Raw genomic sequence first — 24,966 nt, forward strand, 5'->3', positions numbered from 1 at the left:
AACCGACAAGTGATTGTCGGTTTTTTTATTTGTCTTTATTTCTTCACCGGAAACTTCCAGTCAAATTCATCTTTATTATTAATGATTGCGCCAATCTCAAATTTTACAACTTCATCAAATTCGGTTTGAAGAATAAACCAATTGTCTTCATTAAAATAATTTTCGAAAGTATCAAAAGTTTCCTGATTGTATTTTGTAATTCCTTTTGCGGCAAAATCTTTCTTTACATCAGCAATTTTTCTTCCGATTATTTTGAATCCCAAAACTTCTAAATCATTGCTTGACGCAACTGCATAACCAAATTTCAAATCTTCTTCTTCATAAAATGTTAATCTGATTTTATGCGCATTGTATACAAAAATCACATTGTCATCTTCGTCTTTATAGTTTTTATCAGGTTTTCCTAAAACAGCTGTTACGTCATTCTGTTTCATTCCGAAAAGCAATTTGTCAATTCCTGATTTTAGATTTATTTTCATATTGATTGTCTTTATTTGAAGTGCAAATTTCGTGAAGTTTTTTTGTTATTTGCCACGAATTCACGAATTTCTCAAATTTTGATATTACTGTGTCTGAACTAAATTAATTTTTATGTCAGGCTGAGCGAAGTCGAAGCCCTTTTCATTTCATCCGCCCTTCGACTTCGCTCAGGGTGATAATCAACAGATCATCTTAATTTTTAAATTGATTCTTATTCGGTTTACTACTCATATAAAAAGTAATTTTTCCTCCATTCATCACATCAGAATGTTTCAGGAAAGGTTTTGAAAGTTCTTTTCCATTCAAAAGTACTTTACTAACAAATACATTTTTATCGGATTGATTTACGGTTTCTACTTCAAATTTCTTTCCGTTTTCCAGATTAAAAACTGCATTTTTCACGAGCGGACTTCCTAAAGCATATTCATCAGAGCCTGGCGCAACAGGATAAAAGCCTAAACTACTAAAAATATACCAGGCACTCATCTGTCCAAAATCATCATTTCCTCCAAGACCATCTGCTCCGTTACGGTACATTTTTTTCAAAATCATTCGGATTTTATCTTGTGATTTCCACGGAGAATCTGTCCAGTTGTATAAATAAACTACATGATGCGAAGGTTCATTTCCATGAACGTAATTTCCAATAATTCCATCTCTGGTAATATCTTCTGTATTTTCGAAATATTTATCTGGAAGATGCATATTGAACAAAGAATCTAAACGAACTTTAAATTTCTCATTTCCGCCCATTAATTTAATCATATCAGCAGGATCTTGCGGAACGTATAAGCTGTAATTCCATGAATTTCCTTCAATAAAACCTTGCCCATGCGTATCTAGCGGATCGAATTCTTTTTTGAAAGTTCCGTCGATTAATTTTGGGCGCATAAAACCTGTTTTTTCATCGTAAACATTTTTATAATTTTTCGATCTGTTGATGAATTCATTATAAATTTCTGTTTTCCCAAGTTTTTTAGCTGCTTGTGCAATTGCCCAGTCATCATAAGCGTATTCTAAAGTCTTAGAAACCGATGCTCCATTTTTATCTTCAGGTACATAACCCATTTTCATGTAATATTCTAATCCGTCATAATAAGGAACTTTTGCAGTATTGACACATGCCTGAAGCGCTTTTTCTGCATCAAAATTAATGTTTCCTTTTACAATTGCATCGGCCACTACAGAAACTGAATGATAACCAATCATACACCAATTTTCATTCGCATAATGTGACCAGATTGGGAGCATTTTATGCACACTTTGATCCGAATGTGCCAACATTGAACTTACCATATCAGCGTTGCGAGTTGGCTGAACAATATTAAAGAAAGGATGCAAAGCGCGATAAGTATCCCATAATGAATAACTTGTATAATTTTTAAATTTTTCGGCTTTATGAACATTCATATCAAGTCCTTTGTAATTTCCATCAAGATCCATATATTCTGTTGGACCTAAAAAGGCGTGATACATCGCAGTATAAAAGTTTACATAATCTTCCTTTTGAATGGCTTCAATTTGAATTTTATTCAGTTCACTATTCCAAACTTCCTGGCTTTGTTTTTTTACTTTTTCGAAATCCCAACCCGGAACTTCTTTTTTCATGTTTTCTAATGCTCCGGCCGAACTTACCGGAGATAGAGCCATTTTAATTTTGATTTTTTCGCCTTCTTCGGTATTAAAATCAAAAAATAGTTTTAGATTTTGTCCTGCCATTTCAGGGAAATTTTTCGTTTGGTCAAATCTTCCCCAGAAACCTCTGTAAACGCTTTTTTCTTGTGCCGCTTGTCCGTAGCTTTTAATAGGTTTACTGAAAGACATTGCAAAATAAACGGTTCTGGTTCTTGCCCAACCATTGGTTTGGCGGTATCCAGTAATTAAAGTATCGTTTTCAATACGAACAAATGTCCAAACGTTTTTCTTGTCGTAATTATAAATCCCAGAAGTTAAATCCAAAATAATATGTGCTTCATCTGATTTTGGAAATGTATATTGATGCATTCCAACTCTAGTTGTTGCTGTTAATTCGGCTTTAATTTTATGATCTTCCAGAAAAACGCTGTAATAAGCTGGTTCTGCTTTTTCTGTTGAATGTGAAAATGCAGATCGATAACCCGACAAAGGTTTTGACGCAACTCCAGGATTCAATTGCAGTTTTCCTGTTGTGGGCATAATCAAAAAATCACCTAAATCTGAATGACCTGTCCCGCTGAAATGTGTGTGACTGAAACCTACAATTGTCTTGTCCTCATATTGATATCCAGCACAATACTTATAAACTTCTCCATTATATTTTCCATTTAAACCGTAAGCAATAGTATCTGTTTCCGGACTAAGTTGCACGCTACCAAAAGGCACTGTAGCTCCTGGATAAGTATGTCCCATTCTTGCTGTTCCAATCATTGGATCAACGTACTGAATTAAATTTCGCTTTTCAGATTCTTTTTTTTGTGCATTTGAAATGGTTCCAAGCATCAAAAATGAAAATCCAAAAAGAATGCTTTTGCAGTTTAATCTATTCATTAGTTATTTTTTAAAACATTATATTTTTTATCTAAAACAAATCAGGTATTTACTAAAACGATTTACCTATCTTTTTAGTTTAGAAAAATACAACAAAATATGCTTTTAAAAAATATAAATTTTATGGGGATATTAATAAACTAATCTTTGCTCGAATGAAATCAAAGCTTTACAATATTGTTCTTGCATCTGTTTGAACTGGACTGAAGTACAGGCCTACAATATTGTTCGAGCCGCTGGCTTTTTTTTTAGCTTTGCTTTTTTTTATAGTTTATTTTTTAGGTTTTCTTTTACCTCATCAAACCATTCGTTTTTAAGAATACTTAAAACTATAGAATCACGTCGAAGATTGCTGTCTCTTGTTGGCATATTGCTTCTTAAAACACCTTCAACTTTACAGCCAATGCTTTTCATCGCGGCAATACTTCTTTCATTATTATTATCTGCGCGGAATTCAACTCTTTCTAAGCCTAAAGTTTCGAAAGCAAACTGAAGCAGTAAAAATTTGCAGTGTTTGTTTAAACCTGTTCCTCTAAACTCCGATCCGTACCATGTATATCCTAACTGCAAGGTTTTAAATTCAAGATTCATATCGTAGAAACGTGTTGAGCCTGCGTATTTTTTAGATTTTTTATCAAAAACGATAAAAGGAAATTCCTTTTCGTTTTCTCTTGCTTTAATTGCCAATTGAATATAATTAATCAAATTTTCTTTTCCTTCTGCTCCAACCAATGAATATTTCCAAGTTTCCGGTTCATTGATTGAAATATCCAATAAGTTTTCTACATCTGATTCTTGAAGCGGACGCAACAAAACAAAATCGTCTTCTAAAATAATAGTATCTGTGAAATTGAAATTTGATATTTTAGTCATAATTCATTTTTGGTTATTAAATTATTTTTTGATTTTAAATATAGTTCGATCGGAGTAAAATAATAATATTAAAAAAACTCTTTAAATAAAAAAAGCCCCTAAGGGACTTTACTTTTCTGTTCTTATTATTTGAAGTCCATAATTTCTCTAAAAAAATTATTCACTCATTTCGTCATAACGTTCGGGAACTTGGGGATCGTACAGCGGACATTTGAATTCTTCCATCACAGAAACCAATTGGTTCATGGTTTTTCCTTCAGTTCCGTAACAATCAATTTTTATGCTTTGAGGAGTTGCAATGACTTGAAAAGCACCTTTCCCTTTTGGGTTTTTCCAACTATTTTCATCTACTCTTTCCCATTCTGAGAAAACAGAATTGATTCTATTTACGATAACTTCTACTTGAAGCGTAGCCAGACCTTCTACTTCTTGTTTCTCTACAAGAGCTTCATAAACCTCTTGATTGTTCAGGTAAATTTCATCGAGATATCTCCAAAAAAGTAGTTCGTACATAGTAAAGTATTTTTAAACTATATAAGTGATATTAGTTCCTATTAAAAGTACTGAAAAAATACTAAAATGAACTTATATCACTTATATGGTTAATTTATTTTAATAATTGAATGTTCCGTATTCGCTTGTGATGGTAAGTTTTTTATCATCTGAAGCTTCTACTCGACCAACAATTTGGGCATCGACATTGAATGATTTTGAAATCTCAATAATATCTTGTGCAATGTTTTCCGGAACATAGATTTCCATACGGTGACCGCAATTGAAAACCTGATACATTTCTTTCCAATCAGTTTTTGATTGTTCCTGAATTAACTTGAACAATGGCGGAACCGGAAATAAATTATCTTTTATAATGTGTAAATTTTGAACGAAATGAAGAATTTTAGTCTGCGCCCCTCCACTGCAATGCACCATTCCGTGAATATCTGCCGGAGTATATTTATCTAAAATTTTCTTGATGATTGGCGCGTAAGTTCTTGTTGGAGAAAGTACTAACTGACCTGCATTGATTGGGCTGTTTTCAACTTCATCAGTCAAATTAACCTGTCCAGAATAAATCAATTCTTCTGGAACTGCTGCATCGTAACTTTCTGGGTATTTTTTAGCCAAATATTTTCCGAAAACATCGTGACGTGCAGAAGTAAGTCCGTTGCTTCCCATTCCGCCATTATAGCCTTTTTCGTAAGTTGCCTGACCAAAAGAAGCCAGACCAACAATTACATCGCCTGCTTTTATATTTGCGTTATCTACAACATCGCTGCGTTTCATACGAGCTGTAACAGTCGAGTCAACAATAATTGTACGAACAACGTCACCAACATCGGCAGTTTCTCCTCCTGTTGAATGAATGGTTACTCCAAAAGATTTTAATTCATTGATTAATTCTTCTGTTCCGTTAATGATTGCAGAGATAACCTCAGCCGGAATTAAATTTTTATTTCTTCCAATAGTTGAAGAAAGTAAAATATTATCTGTTGCGCCAACACATAATAAATCATCAATATTCATGATCAGAGCATCTTGAGCAATTCCTTTCCAAACAGAAAGATCTCCAGTTTCTTTCCAGTACATATACGCCAAAGACGATTTTGTACCAGCTCCGTCAGCGTGCATAATTAAGCAATGTTCTGAATCTTGGGTAAGATAATCAGGGACAATTTTACAAAATGCCTGCGGAAATAAACCTTTATCAATATTTTTTATGGCGTTGTGTACGTCTTCTTTTGATGCCGAAACACCTCTTTGTGCGTACCTTTTGCTAGAATCTGAACTCATGAAACTTAGTTTGTGTTGATGTGGTGCAAAGATAACTAGTTTTTTTAATTCTTGGGTTTATACCAATTTAAAATTAGTTTTTATTGTCACTTAATCTCTTAAAATGAAATTATGTTTTTCATAAAAAAAAATCGACAGCGAGAACACTGCCGATTTTTAGGCATCAGAATTATTCGAAGATTATGATATTTTTATTTCCAGTCAGGCATCGACGCATTTTGGAACAAAGTTGTCCTTGTACTGTCGTCGGTTGTACTGACGGTTTGTATATTTTTAGCTGAAAGCCCGTCATTTGAGGTATTTACAAAAATGACTTTTGCTTCATTTGGCGAAAATTTTACATCTAGGTCGTTGAAACCATTTTCTTTACCTGATGACAATTCTGCCGATGTATTTGTTGCAACGGTGTAAATGAATATTCTGGAATCTAAACGTCTGTAATCTGCGTTTTCAAATCCGGAAACATCTCTCGTGTAAACCACTCTTTTATTATCAATCGAAATATCAATTCCGCTTGCACCTCCGGTTACTCCAGAAAGCACAGTATATAAAACAGTTCCACTCATATCTATTGCATAAATTTCGACACTGTAGCCTGAAACATCATTTACTTTTAAAACAATTTGGCTTCCGTCGCGACTCCATTCACATTCAGAAATAAACTTGCCGTTTGGTGTTTTAAACAACTGCGTCAATCCAGATCCATCAGCATTTATACGGTAGAGTTTGTCAAAATTCGGATAAATTAGCTGACTACCATTTGTACTCCAGGAATAACTCACATTATCCATATTGAAACCTGCTATCGGAACAAAATTTGTAATTTTTCGCACATCGGTACCATCAGGATTCATGCTGAAAATTTGATTCAGAGATCCGTCAGTACTTATATAAGCAATTCTGTTAATGCTTAAATTTTTTCTCGGTCTGAAACTATTCACCTCTGCTGAAGACAATTGAAGTTCGTTTCCGGCATCATCTGCAGTAAAAATGACATTGTTGTTTTTTATCTTTTTCACATACATGTATCTCGGATTCGGGAAAGCCAATGTTCTAAACGAATTTGTCACACTATTTATAGGCTTGTTTATTCCGTCATCAACACTTACTTGCCAGTAATATTTGGTACTAAAACTTAAATCTTTAATAGCTAAAGTTGTTGTTTTAAGATCAGAATAGGTTTTCACTTCGTCTGTAGTTCCGTTTTTCACGGTAACAGTGTACGTAAGCGGATCTCCTTCCGGATCTTTGGCAGTCCAAGTCAAATTAAGACTTAAAGCCTGACCAGTAGCATTATCTGTTGGCGCAGTAAGCACAGGTATTTCTGGCGGTTTATTAGTTGCAGTTGAGACTTCTAATTCGAAAATAACTTCGATTTCAATATCTTTTTCTATTGTGCCCGGTACAAATCTGGCGATGAAACCATCTTTTTGAGCCTGAAAAGCATATTTTCCCACGGGTACTTTGTCTATTTTAAAGTATCCATCTTTATCAGTATAAACTGTACTGGTTGTTGGGCTAGAAGATACACGGGCATTTTCGATTCCTGTGTATGTTCGAACATCAACAACTCTTCCTTTAATTGAACCAGTTCCTGTGTTATCAAACTGCTCTTCGCTGCAAGAAATTAAAAGAAAAAAGCACGCCAAAATTTTTAATCCTATTTTCATTTGAGACTGAATTTTATTAAACTTATATTGAATTTAATCCTTTAATCATTAATTACTAAAGATCAAAAGGCTGCCTATTTTTTCTTATAATTAAGTTTTTTGGGGAAATAATATGTCATTCCGAAACCTATCCTATAGAAGTAATCATCCCGCACTCCAGCGACCAGATGATCTACATTATCGCTAAATGCTGCATTAAATTCTCCATACAATTTGAGTCCAACGTGGGGCGAAACCAAATATTCGACACCTGCTCCTGCCTGTACTTTGCTATGAAAATTTTCCCGATGATGATCGAATTCGAATCCGGTTCCGGCAAAAACAAAAGGAGAAAAAACGTCGCGGGGCAATATGATGCATTCCAGATTTAGATCTAAAGACAAATAGCCATAATCCATATAATTCCGATTTGCCACTTGAAAAGCATTTGAAGAAGCACTTAAGTTAAAAGTTGGAGAGAAAAAGAATTTCATTGCCCCTCTTATCATCGGCATTGGTTTTGGATTTGGATAATCGCCCTGCATTATTGCGGTTCCTCCCACTGCTTCTATACCAAATCTTGCTCTTCTATTTTCGCTTAAATTTCTGTTATATAATTGAGCTAAATCGGCATCGCTTTTCTCTTTATCATAAGCCGCTACAAAATCGTCAATTTGTTTTTGTGGTGCATTTACTTCCCAAAGTTTATCTTTAATTCCGTCAACAATAAGTCCTTCTACTGCTTTTTCAATAGCTTCTGTTACCGCCATCTGAATTGGTTCATTTCGGGTAAAACCAGTTTCAACTTCCAGAAGTCTGTTTAAATTGACATATCTGAATAAACTTGCATCAATACTTTGTGATAAAATAGTTTTTGAAACATAAACCGTATTTAGGATTTTTCCGTTTGAAGTCGATACCAATCTCAAATAGACAGTTACTCGGTCTTGTCTGTATTGAGTCGAACCTCCAGCTCCAAAATATCTCGCCCCAAAACCACCTGTAATAATATTGGTATCATACGAAATAATCCCTCCTTCAAGCAATACTCCTGCAAATAAAAGCGGCGTTAAAACGGCTTCATTCGGTTCTGTTTTTGATGCGTATTCCTGACGCGTAGAACGAATAATATTTCTTTCGTTTAAAAGATTTCCCAGATTTTCGCGCTCGATAGGTACAAACCATTTTGAGTCCTGTAAGGCTTTTATTAAAATTGATGTTGCTCCTTGTGTAACAGCAGTACTAAAGGTACTTCCCAGTTCAGTAGGTTTATACTGCCCTGTTTGGTCTTTAAATTTATATACACCTACAACTATCTGCTCTTTTGGTTTTGGCATTTCTACCAATTTGGCAGTGGCTGGAGTATTTTCTCCATATACCGCTTTTTGCACCCCAACAGGCTGATTAAAATATGCTCCACATCCTGAGAATAGGCAAATTAATAAAAATAGAAAAAGGGGACTTTTATTCATAATCTCAATTATTTACAATAATACATGAACCTTATTTTTACTCGGACAATTAAATTTATTGCCCCGGAAGAATTACTTGTGTCTGCTCACCCGTATCTGTATCCAAAACATCAACCACCAATCCTAAATTAGAATGGTAAATATCAATCGAAAGCGTTCCAAAAACATATGTTCCTGGAGAAAGTGTACCAGTTCCTGTGCCAGTACCTGTTCCCGTTCCAGTCCCATTTCCTGTACTTGTACTGCTTCCAAATTGATTATCAAATAATGAATTTGAAAGTCTGTTTAGCAATTGATTATTCAAATTGCTTTTAAAACGTTCCAGATCTGTTTGCTGCTTAAACTGCGAATTGGTATCTTCTTTATAATCATTCTGAGCCTGGGCAGAACTAAGCAACCACGGATAATTGAAAGTCTCTCCTCCAAAATTTGGATTTGCCGCTTTATATTGAAGGTTTTGTGCAATTGATATTGTACTAAAACCGAACAAGCAAACGAGTAATGCTATAGTTTTCATATAGATACTTTTTAGTTTAAACATTAAATAGTAAACGCTTTATCGAAAAATGTACTCAATGCTGAATTTTAATATTGAGTAATCATTTTGTTTTGCTTTTCCAGATCTTTAAAATACTTGAATAGCTTTTGAGCCGCTGAATCAGCCATATATTTTAAAAAATCTTCATCAGGACGTGAAATAAACTCCTCTATAATATCACTATCTACTAATATTGTAATCTTGGTTGTGCGCCCAAATGTCAGTTCTTCCTGAACCGTTACGATTTTAGTAGTATGAACTTTCAGTTTCGAATATTGTGCATAAAACATATCATAGTAATCATTTCCCAATTTTGTTTTAGTATCATTGGCTACAATTCCCACCATTTCGATACCGTCAACAGGGACAGATTTCCCAGCATCTGATTCTGTTTCTTCATTAAAAACAATTCGATCTTTGCCAATTATTGCATTTTTTTCATCATAAATCAGCAACATTACAATCACTTCGTCCTGTTTGGTGAAATTGACTTGTGTTTTAGACAATTCAACTTTTTGAATAGGTTCGAGTGTGACTCTTCCATCTTGTGCATTAGTTGATTTATTTGAATTCGATTTGTTTTTCTTGAATACACTTAGTTTATATGAAATATTCTTGAACTCTGATTTTAAATTTTCTGCAGTTCCGGTTATAAATAATAAATTCTCAATTTCCTTAACTTCAATTTTCGCCTTTACCTCTTTGTTATACTCGGTTTGCGAAAATCCGTTTTCAGAAAAAAAAATAAAAAAAGATGCCACAATTATGTGTAGATACCTTTTCATGATCCTAGCGATTAAATACGTAAATTGTACCTGAATTTCCAGACTGATTAATGATCATATCCTTGGATATCGAATTTGATCCTGTACTGAAAATCGTTAAATTATTGCCTTCCTGATTGACTTTCATCGATTCGACTCCTCGGGAGTATGATGATGATGAAATATCACTTATATAATTATTATTACCTGACTGTATATAGGATTGATTTATTTCGTCTGCTTTTTTGTAGACATTCATGCAGTTGTTATTACCAGTTTGCTGTGCAGTTACATAAGCATTGTTGCTGATAATAGTTAAATTGGCCTGATTGTAGTTGCCAATTTGTGCAATTTTGACTATGTTATGATTTATAACATATTGATTTGTATTCTGATTTTGATTGCGATTGTTTGATTCATTCATGGCTATAACATAATCACTTATATTCCCATCAATTGATTGTGAGAATATAATTCCTGTAAAAAGAAAAAATAAGATTACAATAGCTTTCATAATTTTTGAAATAATAAAAAAAGGAAGAACTGATTATATCAAGTCCTTCCTTTTCTTGGTTTTTTAGTTTGCCTGTAGCACTACGCTGCCATTTAAGAACCCAGCTTGAGTAACAGTACTAACATTTCCCCATCCTAATTGTGCTGTCAAAGCATAGTTAGCAACTCCATATTGGTCAATACTAGAATAGTTTCCAATTCCAAGTTGAATTGTTGAAGCTGAATTGAATAATCCTTCTTGATAAGTTTCAGATTCGTTACCGAAACCAAATTGATAAGCATTAGCATCGTTGCCCCAACCTACTTGAACTGCACTAGAACTATTAAAGAATCCGATTTGTGTTAGATCAGCATTGTTGTCAATTCCAAATTGGAAAACTGTAGCACTATTTCCTAATAGTGGACCTTGGTCAATATCTGAAGTATTTCCCCATCCAATTTGTGTAACTGAAGCAGAGTTTGCAATACCTAATTGATCAATAGTTGATGAGTTATCAACACCTATTTGAAGAACAGTTGCAGAATTAAAAATACCATCTTGTTGAACATCTGAATCATTTGATCCAACTTGAACAACTAATGCTCCATTTAATAAACCAGTTTGGTCAACATTACTAGTGTTTTGTGCCACGGCAACACCTACAAACAGCATCGCGGAGATGCTTAAAATTACTTTTTTCATAATAAATATATTTAATTGGTTATTAATACAAATTATTATGCAGGTTGTAATTTGGGGGAAAAAATTTGGGCAATTTTGATGAAATCTCAGGCGAAAATTTGGGGTTATTTCTCGATTTCTTTTTCAAAATTAGAAAACTTCTCGATAATCAAATCAGGTATAAATACGTATTTTACAAGAACTTAACTTGTTTTCGATGAACTGTGAAACTATCTCGACGAACTGCCATATTTGTTTTTTTACTTAGTAAGAAAAAACTTATTTCTTATAATTTCTTTACATTTATCCCTAAACAGTCGTTAAAAAAAAGTTATAAAACCACTTATTTTAACATATTCACAAAAAAAGCCCGTCTTTTTTAAGACGGGCTTTAACTAAATGTTTAGAAAACGTTACTTAGTAAACAGCAATTCTCTGTACTTGGTCAATGTCCAGCTCTCATCATCTACTAATAATTCTAATTTATCACAGTGATTACGAATATCTTCAAAATAAGGTTTTACTTTATTGCAATATGCTTCTGCCATTTTTTGGGCATCCGTTAATTGATTAGCTTTCTTTCTTTCATTAGTCATAGCCAATACTTTAGAATTGATTCCTTCGATATGACCCGAAATTTCTTTTATTAAAGTAATTTGTTCTTTTGCAATCGTCTCAAATTCTTTTCCAAAGATTTCTTTTAAGCCTTTTACATTTTCAATTAATGTATTCTGATAACGAATTGCAGTTGGAATTACGTGATTTCTTGAAATATCGCCTAAAACCCTTCCTTCAATCTGAATTTTCTTAGTGTATTCTTCTAATTCAATTTCATAACGCGCTTCAGCCTCAACATGATTAAAGATTCCTAGTTCTTCAAATAAGTCCAAAGCTTGTTTCGAAACTTTAGCTTTAATGGCTTCCGGTGTAGTTTTGAAATTGCTCAAACCTCTTTTTGCCGCTTCTTTTTCCCAGGCGTCGCTATAACCGTCACCTTCAAAAAGAATTTTTTTAGATTGTTTGATGTACTCTCTTAAGACATTAAAGATCGCATCATCCTTTTTCATGTCTTTATTTTCAATCAGGTTTTCAACTTCATTTTTAAAGTCAATTAACTGTTTCGCAACAATTGCATTTAAAGTTGTCATTGCATTTGAACAATTTGAATTTGAACCAACAGCTCTAAACTCAAATTTATTTCCTGTAAAGGCAAATGGTGAAGTTCTGTTTCTATCTGTATTATCTAATAATACGTCTGGAATTTTACCAACAACATTTAATTTTAAATCTGTTTTTTCTTCAGGCGAAAGTTTTCCGGTTGTTACACTTTCTAATTCTAATAAAACTTTTGACAATTGTGCTCCGATAAAAACCGAAATAATAGCCGGTGGTGCTTCATTAGCTCCTAGCCTGTGATCATTACTTGCTGTTGCAATTGAAGCTCTTAATAAAGTTTCATAATCGTTTACAGCTTTAATAGTATTGATAAAAAATGTCAGGAATTGCAAATTACTCATTGGCGTTTTGCTCGGACTCAATAAATTAACTCCGGTATCTGTAGCCAAAGACCAGTTATTGTGTTTTCCAGAACCGTTTACACCTTTAAATGGTTTTTCGTGAAATAATACTTTAAAATCATGACGTTCAGCAACTCTTTGCATTACATCCATTAATAAAGAGTTGTGGTCTACGGCAAGATTTGTTTCTTCAAAAATTGGAGCCAATTCAAACTGATTTGGCGCAACCTCATTATGACGCGTTTTTACCGGAATTCCCAATAACATACATTCCTGCTCCAAATCTCTCATATATGTAAGAGCACGCGTTGGGATAGATCCAAAATAATGATCGTCTAACTGCTGACCTTTTGCAGAAGTATGTCCTAATAATGTTCTTCCTGTCATCACCAAATCAGGACGAGAATTTGCCAAAGATTTGTCAATCAAGAAATATTCTTGTTCCCAGCCTAAAGTTGCTGTTACCTTTTTTACGTTTTTGTCAAAATATTTACAAACTTCAGTCGCCGCTTCATCAATTGCAGATAATGCTCTTAACAAAGGTATCTTATTATCTAAAGCCTCACCTGTGTATGCAATAAAAACTGTTGGAATACATAAAGTAGTACCATATATAAATGCCGGAGAAGTTGGATCCCAGGCTGTGTAGCCTCTTGCTTCAAAAGTATTTCTGATTCCGCCATTTGGGAAACTTGACGCGTCTGGCTCTTGTTGTACCAATTGGGCTCCGCCAAATTTTTCTACAGGATCGCTTCCGTCGTATGAAGTTTCAAAAAATGCATCATGTTTTTCGGCAGTTGTCCCAGTTAATGGCTGAAACCAGTGTGTATAATGTGTAACCCCTTTTGCCAATGCCCATTCTTTCATTCCCATGGCGATATAATCGGCCAATTTTCTTTCTATTTTAGTTCCATGCTGAATGGCATCTCTTACTCCTTTAAAAGCATCCGAAGTCAAATATTGCTTCATCGCTTTTTCATTAAACACATTCGATCCGAAAAGATTTGATTTTCGATCAATTTCTTCAAAGTGCACCGGCTTTCTGTTGGAAGCTTCTTGTAAAGCTTGGAAACGTAATGTTGACATGGTATGTAAGTTTTAATTCGTACTAATTTTCATTAAAAAAATGAGGAACAAATATAAACAATAAAAGTCCCTGTTTAGAATATAAAGTTTAGATTTTTGAACTACAATTTCTCAACAGATCGTGCTTTTTTCAGAGAATAAACAAAGACAATCAAGAAATGTAACAAAAAACAGCAAGAATCCCCATTAAATAAACATTTTTTCATAATTTCTTAACCCAAAAAATCAAAAATAGTCCTTAATTATTACGAATTTATTTTTTATAGTGGTTAAAAATTGCTTTTTTAAAAATATACCCCTACGAAAATTACGCTTCTCTAAAAAATTATACTCCGCAAAACAAAATAGCCCCCTAATTTTTAGGAGTAAAAAAATAAATCTATATTTGACCCAGCGAAAAAACAAAAAAAATAAATTTATATTATTATGGCTAAAATTAAGTTAGAGTACATTTGGTTAGATGGATACGAGCCAACTCAAAATCTTAGAAGTAAAACTAAAGTTGAAGAGCATGAAAATTTCAAAGGAACATTAGAAGAACTTGGAAATTGGTCATTTGATGGTTCATCAACTAAACAAGCTGAAGGTGGTTCTTCTGACTGTCTTTTAGTTCCAGTTGCAATTTATCCAGATCCAACTCGTATCAATGGATGGTTAGTAATGTCTGAAGTTATGTATGCAGACGGAACTCCACACCCATCTAACGGAAGAGCTACAATTGATGATGAAGATGATGATTTTTGGTTTGGATTCGAACAAGAGTATTTCATCATGGATACTAAAACTCAACTTCCACTTGGTTTCCCAGTTGGAGGATACCCTGCTCCACAAGGGATGTACTACTGTTCAGTAGGTGGAAAAAACACACACGGAAGAAAATTAGTTGAAGAGCATGCTGATTTATGTATCGCTGCTGGAATCAACTTTGAAGGAATCAACCAAGAGGTTGCTTGCGGACAATGGGAATTCCAATTATTCGCTAAAGGAGCTAAAAAAGCTGGAGATGAAATCTGGGTTGCTCGTTACTTATTAGATCGTTTGACTGAGAAATATGGTTACTATATTGAATATCACCCAAAACCTCTAGGAGATACTGACTGGAATGGTTCTGGAATGCACGCTAACTTCTCTAACAATGTATTGAGAACTTGCGGAGATCAGGCAACTTACGAAAGAATTTGTGAGGCTTTCCGTCCTGTTACTGCTGAGCACATCGCAGTTTACGGAGCTTACAATGACCAACGTTTAACTGGTAAACACGAAACTGCTTCTATCCACGATTTCTCTTATGGAGTTTCAGACAGAGGATGTTCTATCAGAATTCCTTTGATGACTGTTCAAAAAGGATGGAAAGGATGGTTGGAAGACAGAAGACCAGCTTCAAACGGAGATCCATACAAAATTGCTGCTAGAATTATCAAAACTGTTAAATCAGCGCTATAATTCAAAGCTTAAAATAAATTCTAAAAAGTGCCATCATAATTGTTGGCACTTTTTTTATTTTATTTGTCATTTCTGATGTAAAATGCAGTTTGTCATTCCGAGGAATGACAAGATTGTGTTAATCTCTTGTCAAAGTTTTAAACTTTGACAAAGTTCCAAAATCATTAACGAGTCAACTCATAACTCATAACTTAAAATTCATAACTTTTAAGAATACCTTTCTTATAATTAATTTTTAATTTAAACTTCATAACTTATCTTTGTAAATCATTTAAAAGAATTGTTATGATAGTCTGGTCTCTCTTTTTACTTGCTGTAGTTTTTATTCTTGCTTTAGACCTTGGTGTCTTCAACAAAACTCCTCATATTATCAGTACCAAAGAAGCCAGCAAATGGACTTTGATTTGGGTAACACTTTCTTTTTTGTTTTCAGGAGTAATCTATTGGCTTTACACAACCGATTATATTGCAAATCCTGACAAATTACAGCCTGCAGTAGCTTCAATGAAATTCATTACAGGTTATTTGATTGAACTTTCCTTAAGTGTCGATAATATTTTTGTGATTGCGATAATTTTTGCTTCATTCAAAATTCCGCAAAAATACCAGCATCGTGTTTTATTTTGGGGGATTCTAGGTGCAATTGTTTTCCGAGGATTAATGATTTTCTTTGGCGTTATGCTGATTAACCAATTTACCTGGACAACTTATTTGTTTGGTGCTTTCTTGATTTTTACTGCTCTAAAAATGTTGTTTTCTGGCGAAGACGAAGATTTTCACCCAAAAGACTCCTTTATATATAAGTTATTAGGAAAAGTTATTCCGATAACTTCTCACATGGATCATGAGAAATTTTTCATTTTAACTGAAAAAGGAAAAAAAGCTGCTACTCCATTATTTGTTGCTTTGATTGTAATTGAAGTGATGGATGTTTTGTTTGCCGTTGATAGTGTTCCGGCGATTTTAGCGATTACATCAGATCCGTTTTTAGTATTCAGTTCTAATATTTTTGCTATTCTTGGATTGCGTTCTATGTATTTCTTCTTAGCAAATATGCTGGCAAAATTCAGTTATTTGGAATATAGTTTGGTTGCCATTTTAGCTTTCGTAGGATTAAAAATGCTTCTTCACGATTGGATTCACGTTCCAGAATGGGCTTCTTTAGGATTTATCGCCTTATCACTTTTAGTGGGAATTTTAGTTTCTCTTAAATTTGGAAAAGAAAAATTATTGACTGATTCAGATTTAACTGAGAAATAATTTTATAAAACATATAATCATAAAAAAAAGGAAATCTTACGATTTCCTTTTTTTATCATTAAGATTAAGATTAAAAACTAGCATTCTTAATTTGACTTTCTTTTAAGTTTAAAGTTTTCATTACATCTAAATAACTACTTTTATTTAATGATGCACCAAAATCTGCAGGAATAATAACAAATCTAAAAACTTGATTATTTAAATAAGTTGGCCTGTTTGCTATATTATCTCCACCTACAAAGATTGTAAATCCTTCTTTACTAAAGTTATAATCATAAGTGATAGATGCACCATTAGAAAAGTAAACATCTGTAGGGATCAATTGCCAAATATCCGAACCTGAACTATTAGTTCCTTCTAATCTATAAACTAATACAGATTCATCCTGATACAAAGGTCCACCTAAATACTTAGCAAAAGAATCAGAAATTATATAACCGGTAGTAGAATTAAAAGAAAAACTAGTCTGGATTTCAAAAGCTTGCGGCATTAGAGCGTCTTTTCCCGGAGGCCCTTCTGGTCCTTCACAGCTTGAAAATGCAATTAATCCAACAATGGCAAATAAGGTAAGTATCTTTTTCATAATATTTGTTTTTTAAAGTTTATAAAGGTATTCCAAAAACCAAACCAAAAATTTTGTTAAACGGGTTTCGGAATAAAATTTCTAATTATTTTTTTGCAACAGTTTGATTTTTAAGGAATATTTTATTGAAAAACAATGCATGATATGGCAGTGAATTTTCCCAATAATCCCAAGTATGTGCGCCAGGACGCTCGGTGTAATCGTGATCTACTTTGTTATAAACTAATCTTCTGTGTAATTCTCTGTTTGGTTCAATTAAGAAATCGTCAACACCACAATCTATAATCAACGGCAGTTTGTTTGCTTTTATTTTATCCAACATATTCATAACGGCGTATTGTTCATACATTTCGGTACTTCCGCTTTTATCTCCAAAAACAGGCTGCATTAATTTGACAACCTGAGCAGCCGAATCTCTATTAAGCATCGTACTCATATCAACAGCTCCGCTCATACTTCCTGCCGCGCAAAACAAATCGGGATGTTTTGCCGAAAGATACAAAGCGCCGTGCCCCCCCATTGAAAGACCCGTAATTACTCTTCCACTTTTATTGCTGATGGTTCGGTAGGTTTTATCTACTTTCTGAATGACTTCCTGAGTTATAAAGGTTTCAAACTGGCTTTCTTTGTTTACTGGGCTGTCCAGATAAAAACTAAAAACCTCGCCTTCAGGCATCACAATAATCATATTATATTGATCCGATAAAGTCTGAACTAATTTTTTGTTTGGTGTATTTTTCAGCCAGTCGCTAAAATGTCCGTAAGCACCATGTAAAAGGTACATAACCGGGAAAGTCGATTTGCTTTTAGCATAAGAGTTTGGCAAAACTACCGCAGCTTTATAGGTTTTTCCCATAGCGGCACTGGCAACTTGCAAAGTGTCTACTTTTGCCGCATATGTCATTGTAGTCAAGCAAAGCAAAAACAAAGACAGCAGCATTTTAAATTTCTTCATTCTGATATATTTTTTTCTGATTAGGGAATGTAAATATACCTTTTTCAAAATAAATTATATGAAAAATCCGACCAGCTTTTGCCAATCGGATTTGAGAAATATTGTAATTGCATTTTTTCAACCAAAGATTAAATGATTTTTAAGATTAATCATTTCAATCTGCAAAATCAGTGGCAAAAAAGCATTAACTAATTATAATTTTGTGTTCCAAACGATATTGCGAGGCACTTTTTCCTGTGTATTGTTTGAACGATTTGCTGAAATGACTGAAATTATTAAAACCGCTTTCATAACAAACTTCATTAATACTGATTTGCTTTTCGGCCAAAAGTTTAGAAGCATGTACTAAACGATATTCATTTACAAATTCAGTAAATGTTTTGTTCGAAATCTTCTTGAAATAACGACAAAATGAAGGCGTCGTCATACTAACCAGATTCGAAACCTCGTCAATAGCAATTGATTCCTGAAAATGATCTTTTACGAAATTAAAAATCAAATTCATTCGGTCATTGTCTTGATTTTGCAATTCCAACGAAAATCCGTCAGCATTTAAAACCGTATATTCATCTGATGACTCTAACTCATCTAAAATACTTAAAAGTGTCAGCAAGCGCTCAAAAGGAAGCTGGTGCTCCATCATTTCGATTTTTTTGCCTATTTGTTTTTTGGTTTCACCATTAAAGGCAATTCCTGTTTTTGACTGATTGATAATATTTTGCACTCTTCTCATTTCGGGAGCAACAAAAAAATCATTCGCTAAAAATTCCGGTTTAATATGAATAACGGTTTCTTTTTTGTTTCCCGTTTGTTCATTTGTAAAACCACAATGTGGCAAATTGGCACCAATTAATATCAAATCTCCATTTGTGTAATAGGAAACATGGCTTCCTATTTGTCTTTTTCCCGCACCTCCATTAATATAAACCAACTCAATTTCTGGATGATAATGCCACAAATGGGCTTTACTGTTGGTCTTTTCGGCATGTTTGGTGTAGGTAAAAGAACTTCCGTATGAGTTTGATATCACTTCAAGAGCTGGGGCGACTGTTTTCATGATATATATCTTTAAAAAATAATAGCAAATTTAACAAAAACACCTAAAATAATTTAAATTTTAACCTATAACGGTTTCGTAACTGAGAATTTTTCATAAAAAATCACTAAACTACGCTATTGATTTTATATCAAAATAGCCATTTTTTTAGAGTCTCGTTTTTTTATTGCAGATTTTTTTTAGATATCATATTTAAAACCATCTTTTTATACAAATATGTTATTTCTGTAAGAAAACCAGAACTTTTTAACAAACCCCGTTTTTTACAAAACATTAAAAAATAATAGCCGAATTAACAAAAACACTTAAAATAATTCAAATTTTAACCTATATCGGTTTCGTAAATGAGAATATAGCATATAAATCGGAAAATAGAGTTGTACTAAAAAAGCAACTACTGAACTAATTTTACATCAGAAAAATGAACTAAAAATTTAAACATACAGAAATATGAAAACGATTTTAAAATTAAGTTTAGTAGTTGCAGTATTATTATCAGGATTCAATACATATGCAATTGATGGTGATGGAGAATTTGGTCTTCACGTATTAAAAGGAAATGGAAAGCTTATCACGTTTGCTTTAAACCAAACTAAAAAAGCAAACTTGTCAATATATGATAAAGAAGGTTCTTTATTATATTCTGAAAACGCATCTGGAAAAGATGGTATCTTAAGAACTTTCAGTTTAGAAGAATTTCCAGCTGGAACTTATTATTTAGAAGTTGAAGACAGCACTAAAAAAGTAAGACACGAAATTACAATTACTGATGATGCTACAGTTTTATCATCAAAAGCAATTTCATCTGTTTACAAAGATGCTGCAAAAAATACTAGCGTAGCAGTACGCTAAAAAAGTTATACTCGAATACAGTATAAAAATGAGGTTAGATAGTTAGTAAAGTTTAAAAACCGTCAGGTTTTAGAAACAGCTCTTTGTGGTTATTGAGCTGTTTTTTTTTGCTTTTTATTTAATTGCAGATTTTCTTAACCGCAAAGTTCGCAAAGGTTTTACGCAAAGTTCGCAAGGTTTTATTTTAAAGCTTCGCGAACTTTGCGTTTTTTCTTTGCGCTCTTTGCGGTTAAATTGAACATCCTTTTTGTAAATAAATCGTAAAGCCAAAATCACCAAAACTTTAAAAAATAATTACCCAATTAACAAAATCATTAAATTAAATTCAAAATTTAACCTATAACGGTTTCGTAAATGAGAATATAACACATAAATCAGCAAATAGAGTTGTGTACAAATCATTATAACGTAAGTAATTTAGCATCAGAGAATTAGATCTATTAATTTAAAAAACTAATGCTATGAAAAATTTAAAATTAAGTTTAGTAGGTGCAGTGCTTTTCACAGGATTTAGCGCTTTTGCAATTGGCGGGAATGAAGATTTTAATCTTCATGTATTAAAAACAAATGGTAAATTGATCACGTTTGCACTTAATCAAGTTAAAAAAGCAAATGTTTCAATTTATGACAAGGATGGATCACTTATTTATTCTGAATATGCTTCAGGTAAAGAAGGAATTTTAAGAACTTTTAATTTAGAAGAATTCCCAGAAGGAACTTACTATTTAGAAGTGGAAGACAATGTGAAAAAAGTGAGACACGAAATCATTATTACTGACGACGCATCAGTTTTATCAAGAAAAGCGGTTTCATCTGTTTACAAAGCAGGATTTGCTAAAGATTCTAGCGTAGCGGTACGCTAAGCCTATACTTATATATAGGTATAAAAAAAAATTGGGAATAATATCAGGCTAAAATTTAGCTAAATGAAAGCGGCTCTACATATAATTGGGCTGCTTTTTTTATGCTATTATATTCTGAACCAAGCAATTCTGTTTTTATTAAAATTATCTCTTTTAATTAAGAAATCGTTATTTTAGGATTAAGAAAAACATTGAAAAATAGTAGGCTATTTGGCAAAAACAGTAAATATAATTCAAATTTTAACCTATAACGGTTTCGTAAATGAGAATATAGCATAGAAATTGGCAAATAGAGTTGTGCTGAATTAACTATTGAGAAAGTAATTTTACATCAGAGAATTAGAACTATTAATTTAATAACTAAGATTATGAAAAAGATTTTAAAATTAAGTTTAGTATGTGCAGTGCTTTTCGCAACAAGTAATGCTTTTGCAATTGACGGGAATGACAATTTGAATGTTCACGTTTTAAAAGGAAATGGAAAACTGATCACGTTTGCTCTAAATCAGGTAAAAAAAGCTAATCTGGCTATTTACGACAAAAATGGAGAATTGATTTATTCTGAAAATGCTTCGGGCAAAGACGGAATCTTGAGAACGTTTAGCTTAGAAGAGTTTCCAGAAGGAACTTATTATTTAGAAGTTGAAGACAGTACAAAAAAAGTAAGACACGAAATTACAATTACTGATGAAGCTTCGGTTTTATCTACAAAAGCAGTTTCGTCAGTTTATAAAGCAGGTTATACTGCTAAAAATACTAGCGTAGCAGTACGCTAAAAAAATTATACTTCTCATAAGAGTATAAGGTTAGATAGTTAGTAAAAACGTGATTGTTTTACAAACAGCTCTTTGTGGTTATTGAGCTGTTTTTTTTTGCTTTAAACTGAACTTAATTTTATAATTTTTCCGATTTAGGAAAGTAATTCCTAATAATTTTAAAAGTCTGATTTCTACACTTTTAAAAAAAATCATCAAAAAAAATCCAAAAAAGGCATTTTTTCGTATATACTGTAGGAAAATTATAGAAACATCTTTAATTCAGCAACTTAACCGTTTGAAAACGGCTATTTTTTGCATAAAATTAAATTTCTTTTGTAGTTTTGCTACGCCACTATTTAGTATTAATCTTTAAAAAAGTAATTTAAAAAAACATGACAAAATTTACCAGAATGGGCTTAATCGCCGCCTTTTTATTTACCTCGATTTTTACCTACGCATTTAATGGAAAAGGAGACTATATTTTGAATATAGTTACCGGAAACGGAAAAGTAGTAAGCTTTACTTTAGACACCGTTGAAAATTCTTCTTTTTCTATTTATGATGAAAACCATAATTTAGTTTACACAGGTGAATCTGCTGCAAACAAATTAGAGGTTTCAAAAACAATAAGTTTAGAAGCTCATCCAGCCGGAACTTATGTGCTAGAAGTAACTGAAAATGGCAAAATTGCAAAACACGAAATTAAAGTTGTAGCCAAAAAAGTGAAGGCCGTAAAGTTAGACGAAACAGTGAATCAAAGTCCTTCTTTCCGTCGCTAACCCCTTTTTGTCCCCAACAAAATCAAAAGCAGCTCGTTCCAGGAGCTGCTTTTTTTATTTTTCTATTTCTCTAATGCTCTTGCCTATTTTTACCAAATTCCAAAATAAATCTGGATCTGATGGCATTATGATTTTTTGAGTTTCTTTATAAATAGAAGAACGTTCAAAGGCATTTATATAATCTAACAAATCGATTAGTTTGAAACTTAACTTGTATTCTAATCGCAATTCATTACTTTCTGCATAACAAACATTTCCGTTTTCTATTTCATCTGAAAAAAGCAAGTTTAAAGATTTTGAAATTGTCATGACCGTTTCGGTATTGATCACTATTTCATTATCCGATGCTTTCTGAAAAAGAGTTTTAAGCGTAAAATGACTCTTTCCGTCCAAAGAAATTTTTGAAATGAGATATTCCAAATGAACAGAATCAAAATCTTTTATTGAATCATTTTCCAGATTCCGATTATGTATTGTATCCAAATAATGCTGAATTGTCATCATAATTATCAATTTGATAATCATAAAGTTAGTCGATATATTTTAGATACACTTAAAATTAAGTATAAACGTTTATAGCGCAAAAAAATTCTATAGTCAAAAACATAAATTATTTCTTACTTCCGTCATAAAAAATCGACAAATGGGAAAAAAAATCGGCTCAATTACAAGCTATATTGCTGATTTAGATATATTTGCAAAACGAATTGAGAATACACAAATGAAAATATTGCTGATGAAAATGACTACCAAAACCAATCTTTTAAACTAATACTTATGCAACAGAAACTTATTGTTTTAGTAGTATTGATTGTTTTTTCATTTCGTGCCGCTGCTCAAAATGAAGCCGTATATATAACCGACAAAGTAAGCGACAAATATGCTTATGTTGATGTCATAAAAACCTACGAAAAAATCGCTGCAAAGGGCTACAAATCTGTAGACTTATTCCAGAAATTGGGAGATTCCTCCTATCAACATGATAAACTAGAAAAGGCCGCCGATTGGTATGATAAATTATTTGCCATGACCTCTGACTTAGAACCTGTTTATTATTATCGCTACGCAGAATCGCTAAGATTTATTTGCCAAAACGAAAAAGCCGATGCTATTATTGAAAAGCTGAAGCGAAAATCTAAAGTTATCAAAAAGAAAGTTTAGGCATTATCCTAATTTTCAGAAAACATAAAAAAGCCTCTCAGCAATGAGAGGTTTTTTATTTAATTTGTTTCCTTAATAATTTTATACAATTCCTGACAATAGGCAAACTTGTCATTTTCTTGGTTTCTTTTATATTCCTGTCCCGTTTCATAAACCATAATCTGAAACCAATTTAATATTCTAAACGCCATATTCTTCGCTAAAAGATTTTTGTCATCTGATTTCATAATACTCAAATCCTCAATTTCAGATTTCCAAAACTTTAAATTAGAAGTACTTTTTGCCCATTTTAATTCCTGATCAAAGCGAAGCGAAAGTTTATCCATTATTTTATTTTCCAAAACTTTTATCTCTTTCATTTTGGTTATTTCATCTTTATACTCTTTGGATTTTTTGATTTCGGCAATCTCGGCTCTTAGAAAATTATCTTCATTGGTATTAAAAGAAGTGATCCCTTTTTCATAGGCATTTACAGAAAGTACCATTTCTTTATTCGTCTTTAGACTATCGGCTATTCGTAAATTGGCATCATAAATTCTTTTAATAATCGAATCGTTCTTCGGTCTTATATTTTTTCTATACGCCTGAATTTCCAACCAGTCAAATGCGCGAAGCATTTCAGATGGTTTAGGCCAAGCGTGCCCCACATGAGCAACAAAAAGTGTATTTACAATCTTTGTTTTATCGAGCCATTCTCTATTTTCAATCATTTCCTGATAATTCATATCACGATCTCCAACCATACCAACATAGGAGAAATTATTTGACGGAGTTATAAACTTATCCATGCCATTAAAAGAAGCGCCACAAGCAATAACGCCCTGAAAAGCACCTGTAGAAATCCCAAAAAGACTAGCTAATCTTGCGCCTCCCGAAAAACCTGATATATAAAGTTGTGAAGCATCAATAGCATATGTTTGCAAAACATCGTCAAATAATCTATTGGCAATGGTAATATTATTTTGGACTAATCCATTTTTCAAGGTATTTGAACAAACCAAAATATAATTATACGTTTCTGCAGCCAGAATAAAGGGTTCTATTCCTTTTTTGCCTCTTGCAGCCGGATCAAAAATAAAAACCAATGCCATTGGCGTTTTACAATCATATTTTTTAGGGAAATATATGGCATACGATTCTGTTGGAGCTGTTGCGATTTTCACCGAATCGATAATAACTCCTGTTTTTAATAATTGCTTGTTTTGGCTATATCCAAAAATCGTAACAAAAAGAAAAAGAATATAATAGATAGTGTTTTTCATGAGACTAAAATTAAAAAAACCTTTCGTTTCTGAAAGGTTTTCTTAATACTAAAATTCATTTGCTGACGCGAGCGTCTCGCTCGTGTATTACTTTGCGTTCATGAGCGAGAAGCTCGCGCTAGC

25 protein-coding genes are annotated in these 24,966 nt (G+C 32.9%); 8 read left to right on the plus strand and 17 right to left on the minus strand.

The window, feature by feature from the left end:
- Positions 1-35 precede the first annotated feature (35 nt).
- From FN795_RS04855 to FN795_RS04910, 12 genes are all read right to left on the minus strand, one after another.
- Positions 36-479, minus strand: coding sequence for a hypothetical protein (locus tag FN795_RS04855; RefSeq protein ID WP_142449616.1), 444 nt, complete (start codon positions 477-479; stop codon positions 36-38).
- 193 nt (positions 480-672) lie between these two features.
- Positions 673-3,006, minus strand: coding sequence for a GH92 family glycosyl hydrolase (locus FN795_RS04860; protein ID WP_142449617.1), 2,334 nt, complete (start codon positions 3,004-3,006; stop codon positions 673-675).
- 264 nt (positions 3,007-3,270) lie between these two features.
- Entirely contained in the window at positions 3,271-3,879 is a 609-nt protein-coding gene (locus FN795_RS04865; RefSeq protein ID WP_142449618.1) for a GNAT family N-acetyltransferase, read from the minus strand.
- Between the two features lie 156 nt (positions 3,880-4,035).
- Positions 4,036-4,392 (minus strand): hypothetical protein, encoded by a 357-nt coding sequence (locus FN795_RS04870; RefSeq protein ID WP_142449619.1) that lies wholly within the window; start codon positions 4,390-4,392, stop codon positions 4,036-4,038.
- A 99-nt stretch (positions 4,393-4,491) separates the two neighbouring features.
- Positions 4,492-5,670 (minus strand): AIR synthase related protein, encoded by a 1,179-nt coding sequence (locus FN795_RS04875; RefSeq protein ID WP_142449620.1) that lies wholly within the window; start codon positions 5,668-5,670, stop codon positions 4,492-4,494.
- Positions 5,671-5,861: 191 nt separating this feature from the next.
- The gene (locus FN795_RS04880) at positions 5,862-7,340 is read right to left on the minus strand and encodes a carboxypeptidase regulatory-like domain-containing protein (RefSeq protein ID WP_142449621.1); all 1,479 of its coding nucleotides are present in this window, start codon (positions 7,338-7,340) and stop codon (positions 5,862-5,864) included.
- Positions 7,341-7,414: 74 nt separating this feature from the next.
- A complete protein-coding gene (locus tag FN795_RS04885; protein WP_142449622.1) occupies positions 7,415-8,791 on the minus strand; it encodes a CsgG/HfaB family protein in 1,377 nt (458 codons plus the stop codon).
- 55 nt (positions 8,792-8,846) lie between these two features.
- A complete protein-coding gene (locus FN795_RS04890) occupies positions 8,847-9,308 on the minus strand; it encodes a curli assembly protein CsgF (RefSeq protein WP_142449623.1) in 462 nt (153 codons plus the stop codon).
- Positions 9,309-9,376: 68 nt separating this feature from the next.
- Complete coding sequence (locus tag FN795_RS04895) at positions 9,377-10,114, minus strand: CsgE family curli-type amyloid fiber assembly protein (protein WP_142449624.1); 738 nt, start codon at positions 10,112-10,114, stop codon at positions 9,377-9,379.
- A 4-nt stretch (positions 10,115-10,118) separates the two neighbouring features.
- Positions 10,119-10,607 carry a hypothetical protein gene (locus FN795_RS04900; protein ID WP_142449625.1) on the minus strand — a complete coding sequence of 163 codons (489 nt, stop codon included), beginning with the start codon at positions 10,605-10,607 and terminating at the stop codon, positions 10,119-10,121.
- Positions 10,608-10,670: 63 nt separating this feature from the next.
- The gene (locus FN795_RS04905; RefSeq protein ID WP_142449626.1) at positions 10,671-11,288 is read right to left on the minus strand and encodes a hypothetical protein; all 618 of its coding nucleotides are present in this window, start codon (positions 11,286-11,288) and stop codon (positions 10,671-10,673) included.
- A 392-nt stretch (positions 11,289-11,680) separates the two neighbouring features.
- Complete coding sequence (locus tag FN795_RS04910; RefSeq protein WP_035648943.1) at positions 11,681-13,870, minus strand: glutamine synthetase III family protein; 2,190 nt, start codon at positions 13,868-13,870, stop codon at positions 11,681-11,683.
- Positions 13,871-14,296: 426 nt separating this feature from the next.
- Between FN795_RS04910 and FN795_RS04915 the strand changes: the two genes are divergently transcribed.
- Both FN795_RS04915 and FN795_RS04920 read left to right on the plus strand, forming a co-directional pair.
- The gene (locus FN795_RS04915) at positions 14,297-15,313 is read left to right on the plus strand and encodes a glutamine synthetase beta-grasp domain-containing protein (RefSeq protein ID WP_035648945.1); all 1,017 of its coding nucleotides are present in this window, start codon (positions 14,297-14,299) and stop codon (positions 15,311-15,313) included.
- Between the two features lie 285 nt (positions 15,314-15,598).
- Positions 15,599-16,573 (plus strand): TerC family protein, encoded by a 975-nt coding sequence (locus FN795_RS04920; RefSeq protein WP_142449627.1) that lies wholly within the window; start codon positions 15,599-15,601, stop codon positions 16,571-16,573.
- 70 nt (positions 16,574-16,643) lie between these two features.
- Here the strand turns inward: FN795_RS04920 and FN795_RS04925 are convergent, their stop codons facing one another.
- The 3 genes from FN795_RS04925 to FN795_RS04935 all read right to left on the minus strand — a co-directional run bounded on the left by FN795_RS04925 (position 16,644) and on the right by FN795_RS04935 (position 19,168).
- Complete coding sequence (locus FN795_RS04925; RefSeq protein ID WP_142449628.1) at positions 16,644-17,156, minus strand: hypothetical protein; 513 nt, start codon at positions 17,154-17,156, stop codon at positions 16,644-16,646.
- 85 nt (positions 17,157-17,241) lie between these two features.
- The gene (locus tag FN795_RS04930) at positions 17,242-18,111 is read right to left on the minus strand and encodes an alpha/beta hydrolase (RefSeq protein WP_142449629.1); all 870 of its coding nucleotides are present in this window, start codon (positions 18,109-18,111) and stop codon (positions 17,242-17,244) included.
- A 184-nt stretch (positions 18,112-18,295) separates the two neighbouring features.
- Complete coding sequence (locus tag FN795_RS04935; protein ID WP_142449630.1) at positions 18,296-19,168, minus strand: AraC family transcriptional regulator; 873 nt, start codon at positions 19,166-19,168, stop codon at positions 18,296-18,298.
- Positions 19,169-19,618: 450 nt separating this feature from the next.
- Between FN795_RS04935 and FN795_RS04940 the strand changes: the two genes are divergently transcribed.
- From FN795_RS04940 to FN795_RS04955, 4 genes are all read left to right on the plus strand, one after another.
- Positions 19,619-20,020, plus strand: coding sequence for a T9SS type A sorting domain-containing protein (locus tag FN795_RS04940; protein ID WP_142449631.1), 402 nt, complete (start codon positions 19,619-19,621; stop codon positions 20,018-20,020).
- A 461-nt stretch (positions 20,021-20,481) separates the two neighbouring features.
- Entirely contained in the window at positions 20,482-20,883 is a 402-nt protein-coding gene (locus tag FN795_RS04945; RefSeq protein ID WP_035648955.1) for a T9SS type A sorting domain-containing protein, read from the plus strand.
- Positions 20,884-21,251: 368 nt separating this feature from the next.
- The gene (locus FN795_RS04950; RefSeq protein ID WP_142449632.1) at positions 21,252-21,659 is read left to right on the plus strand and encodes a DUF3244 domain-containing protein; all 408 of its coding nucleotides are present in this window, start codon (positions 21,252-21,254) and stop codon (positions 21,657-21,659) included.
- 374 nt (positions 21,660-22,033) lie between these two features.
- Positions 22,034-22,420, plus strand: coding sequence for a secretion protein (locus tag FN795_RS04955; protein ID WP_142449633.1), 387 nt, complete (start codon positions 22,034-22,036; stop codon positions 22,418-22,420).
- Between the two features lie 54 nt (positions 22,421-22,474).
- Here FN795_RS04955 and FN795_RS04960 read toward each other — a convergent pair whose 3' ends face one another.
- The gene (locus FN795_RS04960) at positions 22,475-22,924 is read right to left on the minus strand and encodes a hypothetical protein (RefSeq protein ID WP_142449634.1); all 450 of its coding nucleotides are present in this window, start codon (positions 22,922-22,924) and stop codon (positions 22,475-22,477) included.
- Between the two features lie 139 nt (positions 22,925-23,063).
- On the opposite strand from FN795_RS04960, the gene FN795_RS21605 reads away from it, so the two are divergent.
- Together FN795_RS21605 and FN795_RS04965 are read left to right on the plus strand one after the other, a co-directional pair.
- Positions 23,064-23,192: a hypothetical protein gene (locus tag FN795_RS21605; protein WP_262711381.1), complete on the plus strand. Its 129-nt coding sequence runs from the start codon at positions 23,064-23,066 to the stop codon at positions 23,190-23,192.
- Positions 23,193-23,197: 5 nt separating this feature from the next.
- A complete protein-coding gene (locus FN795_RS04965; protein WP_142449635.1) occupies positions 23,198-23,581 on the plus strand; it encodes a flagellar motor protein MotB in 384 nt (127 codons plus the stop codon).
- 59 nt (positions 23,582-23,640) lie between these two features.
- On the opposite strand, the gene FN795_RS04970 is transcribed toward FN795_RS04965, so the two are convergent.
- On the minus strand, positions 23,641-24,843 hold the full coding sequence (locus FN795_RS04970) for a hypothetical protein (RefSeq protein WP_142449636.1): 1,203 nt from the start codon (positions 24,841-24,843) through the stop codon (positions 23,641-23,643).
- Between the last annotated feature and the right edge of the window lie 123 nt (positions 24,844-24,966).

The sequence above is a fragment of the Flavobacterium resistens genome (assembly GCF_900182645.1).
Lineage (GTDB): Bacteria > Bacteroidota > Bacteroidia > Flavobacteriales > Flavobacteriaceae > Flavobacterium > Flavobacterium resistens.

What these genes read in the sequence shown, in the direction of transcription:
- FN795_RS04855 (WP_142449616.1), bottom strand. Translation starts at nt 479, where the DNA reads ATGAAAATAAATCTAAAATCAGGAATTGACAAATTGCTTTTCGGAATG.
- FN795_RS04860 (WP_142449617.1), bottom strand. Translation starts at nt 3,006, where the DNA reads ATGAATAGATTAAACTGCAAAAGCATTCTTTTTGGATTTTCATTTTTG.
- FN795_RS04865 (WP_142449618.1), bottom strand. Translation starts at nt 3,879, where the DNA reads ATGACTAAAATATCAAATTTCAATTTCACAGATACTATTATTTTAGAA.
- FN795_RS04870 (WP_142449619.1), bottom strand. Translation starts at nt 4,392, where the DNA reads ATGTACGAACTACTTTTTTGGAGATATCTCGATGAAATTTACCTGAAC.
- FN795_RS04875 (WP_142449620.1), bottom strand. Translation starts at nt 5,670, where the DNA reads ATGAGTTCAGATTCTAGCAAAAGGTACGCACAAAGAGGTGTTTCGGCA.
- FN795_RS04880 (WP_142449621.1), bottom strand. Translation starts at nt 7,340, where the DNA reads ATGAAAATAGGATTAAAAATTTTGGCGTGCTTTTTTCTTTTAATTTCT.
- FN795_RS04885 (WP_142449622.1), bottom strand. Translation starts at nt 8,791, where the DNA reads ATGAATAAAAGTCCCCTTTTTCTATTTTTATTAATTTGCCTATTCTCA.
- FN795_RS04890 (WP_142449623.1), bottom strand. Translation starts at nt 9,308, where the DNA reads ATGAAAACTATAGCATTACTCGTTTGCTTGTTCGGTTTTAGTACAATA.
- FN795_RS04895 (WP_142449624.1), bottom strand. Translation starts at nt 10,114, where the DNA reads ATGAAAAGGTATCTACACATAATTGTGGCATCTTTTTTTATTTTTTTT.
- FN795_RS04900 (WP_142449625.1), bottom strand. Translation starts at nt 10,607, where the DNA reads ATGAAAGCTATTGTAATCTTATTTTTTCTTTTTACAGGAATTATATTC.
- FN795_RS04905 (WP_142449626.1), bottom strand. Translation starts at nt 11,288, where the DNA reads ATGAAAAAAGTAATTTTAAGCATCTCCGCGATGCTGTTTGTAGGTGTT.
- FN795_RS04910 (WP_035648943.1), bottom strand. Translation starts at nt 13,870, where the DNA reads ATGTCAACATTACGTTTCCAAGCTTTACAAGAAGCTTCCAACAGAAAG.
- FN795_RS04915 (WP_035648945.1), top strand. Translation starts at nt 14,297, where the DNA reads ATGGCTAAAATTAAGTTAGAGTACATTTGGTTAGATGGATACGAGCCA.
- FN795_RS04920 (WP_142449627.1), top strand. Translation starts at nt 15,599, where the DNA reads ATGATAGTCTGGTCTCTCTTTTTACTTGCTGTAGTTTTTATTCTTGCT.
- FN795_RS04925 (WP_142449628.1), bottom strand. Translation starts at nt 17,156, where the DNA reads ATGAAAAAGATACTTACCTTATTTGCCATTGTTGGATTAATTGCATTT.
- FN795_RS04930 (WP_142449629.1), bottom strand. Translation starts at nt 18,111, where the DNA reads ATGAAGAAATTTAAAATGCTGCTGTCTTTGTTTTTGCTTTGCTTGACT.
- FN795_RS04935 (WP_142449630.1), bottom strand. Translation starts at nt 19,168, where the DNA reads ATGAAAACAGTCGCCCCAGCTCTTGAAGTGATATCAAACTCATACGGA.
- FN795_RS04940 (WP_142449631.1), top strand. Translation starts at nt 19,619, where the DNA reads ATGAAAACGATTTTAAAATTAAGTTTAGTAGTTGCAGTATTATTATCA.
- FN795_RS04945 (WP_035648955.1), top strand. Translation starts at nt 20,482, where the DNA reads ATGAAAAATTTAAAATTAAGTTTAGTAGGTGCAGTGCTTTTCACAGGA.
- FN795_RS04950 (WP_142449632.1), top strand. Translation starts at nt 21,252, where the DNA reads ATGAAAAAGATTTTAAAATTAAGTTTAGTATGTGCAGTGCTTTTCGCA.
- FN795_RS04955 (WP_142449633.1), top strand. Translation starts at nt 22,034, where the DNA reads ATGACAAAATTTACCAGAATGGGCTTAATCGCCGCCTTTTTATTTACC.
- FN795_RS04960 (WP_142449634.1), bottom strand. Translation starts at nt 22,924, where the DNA reads ATGATGACAATTCAGCATTATTTGGATACAATACATAATCGGAATCTG.
- FN795_RS21605 (WP_262711381.1), top strand. Translation starts at nt 23,064, where the DNA reads ATGGGAAAAAAAATCGGCTCAATTACAAGCTATATTGCTGATTTAGAT.
- FN795_RS04965 (WP_142449635.1), top strand. Translation starts at nt 23,198, where the DNA reads ATGCAACAGAAACTTATTGTTTTAGTAGTATTGATTGTTTTTTCATTT.
- FN795_RS04970 (WP_142449636.1), bottom strand. Translation starts at nt 24,843, where the DNA reads ATGAAAAACACTATCTATTATATTCTTTTTCTTTTTGTTACGATTTTT.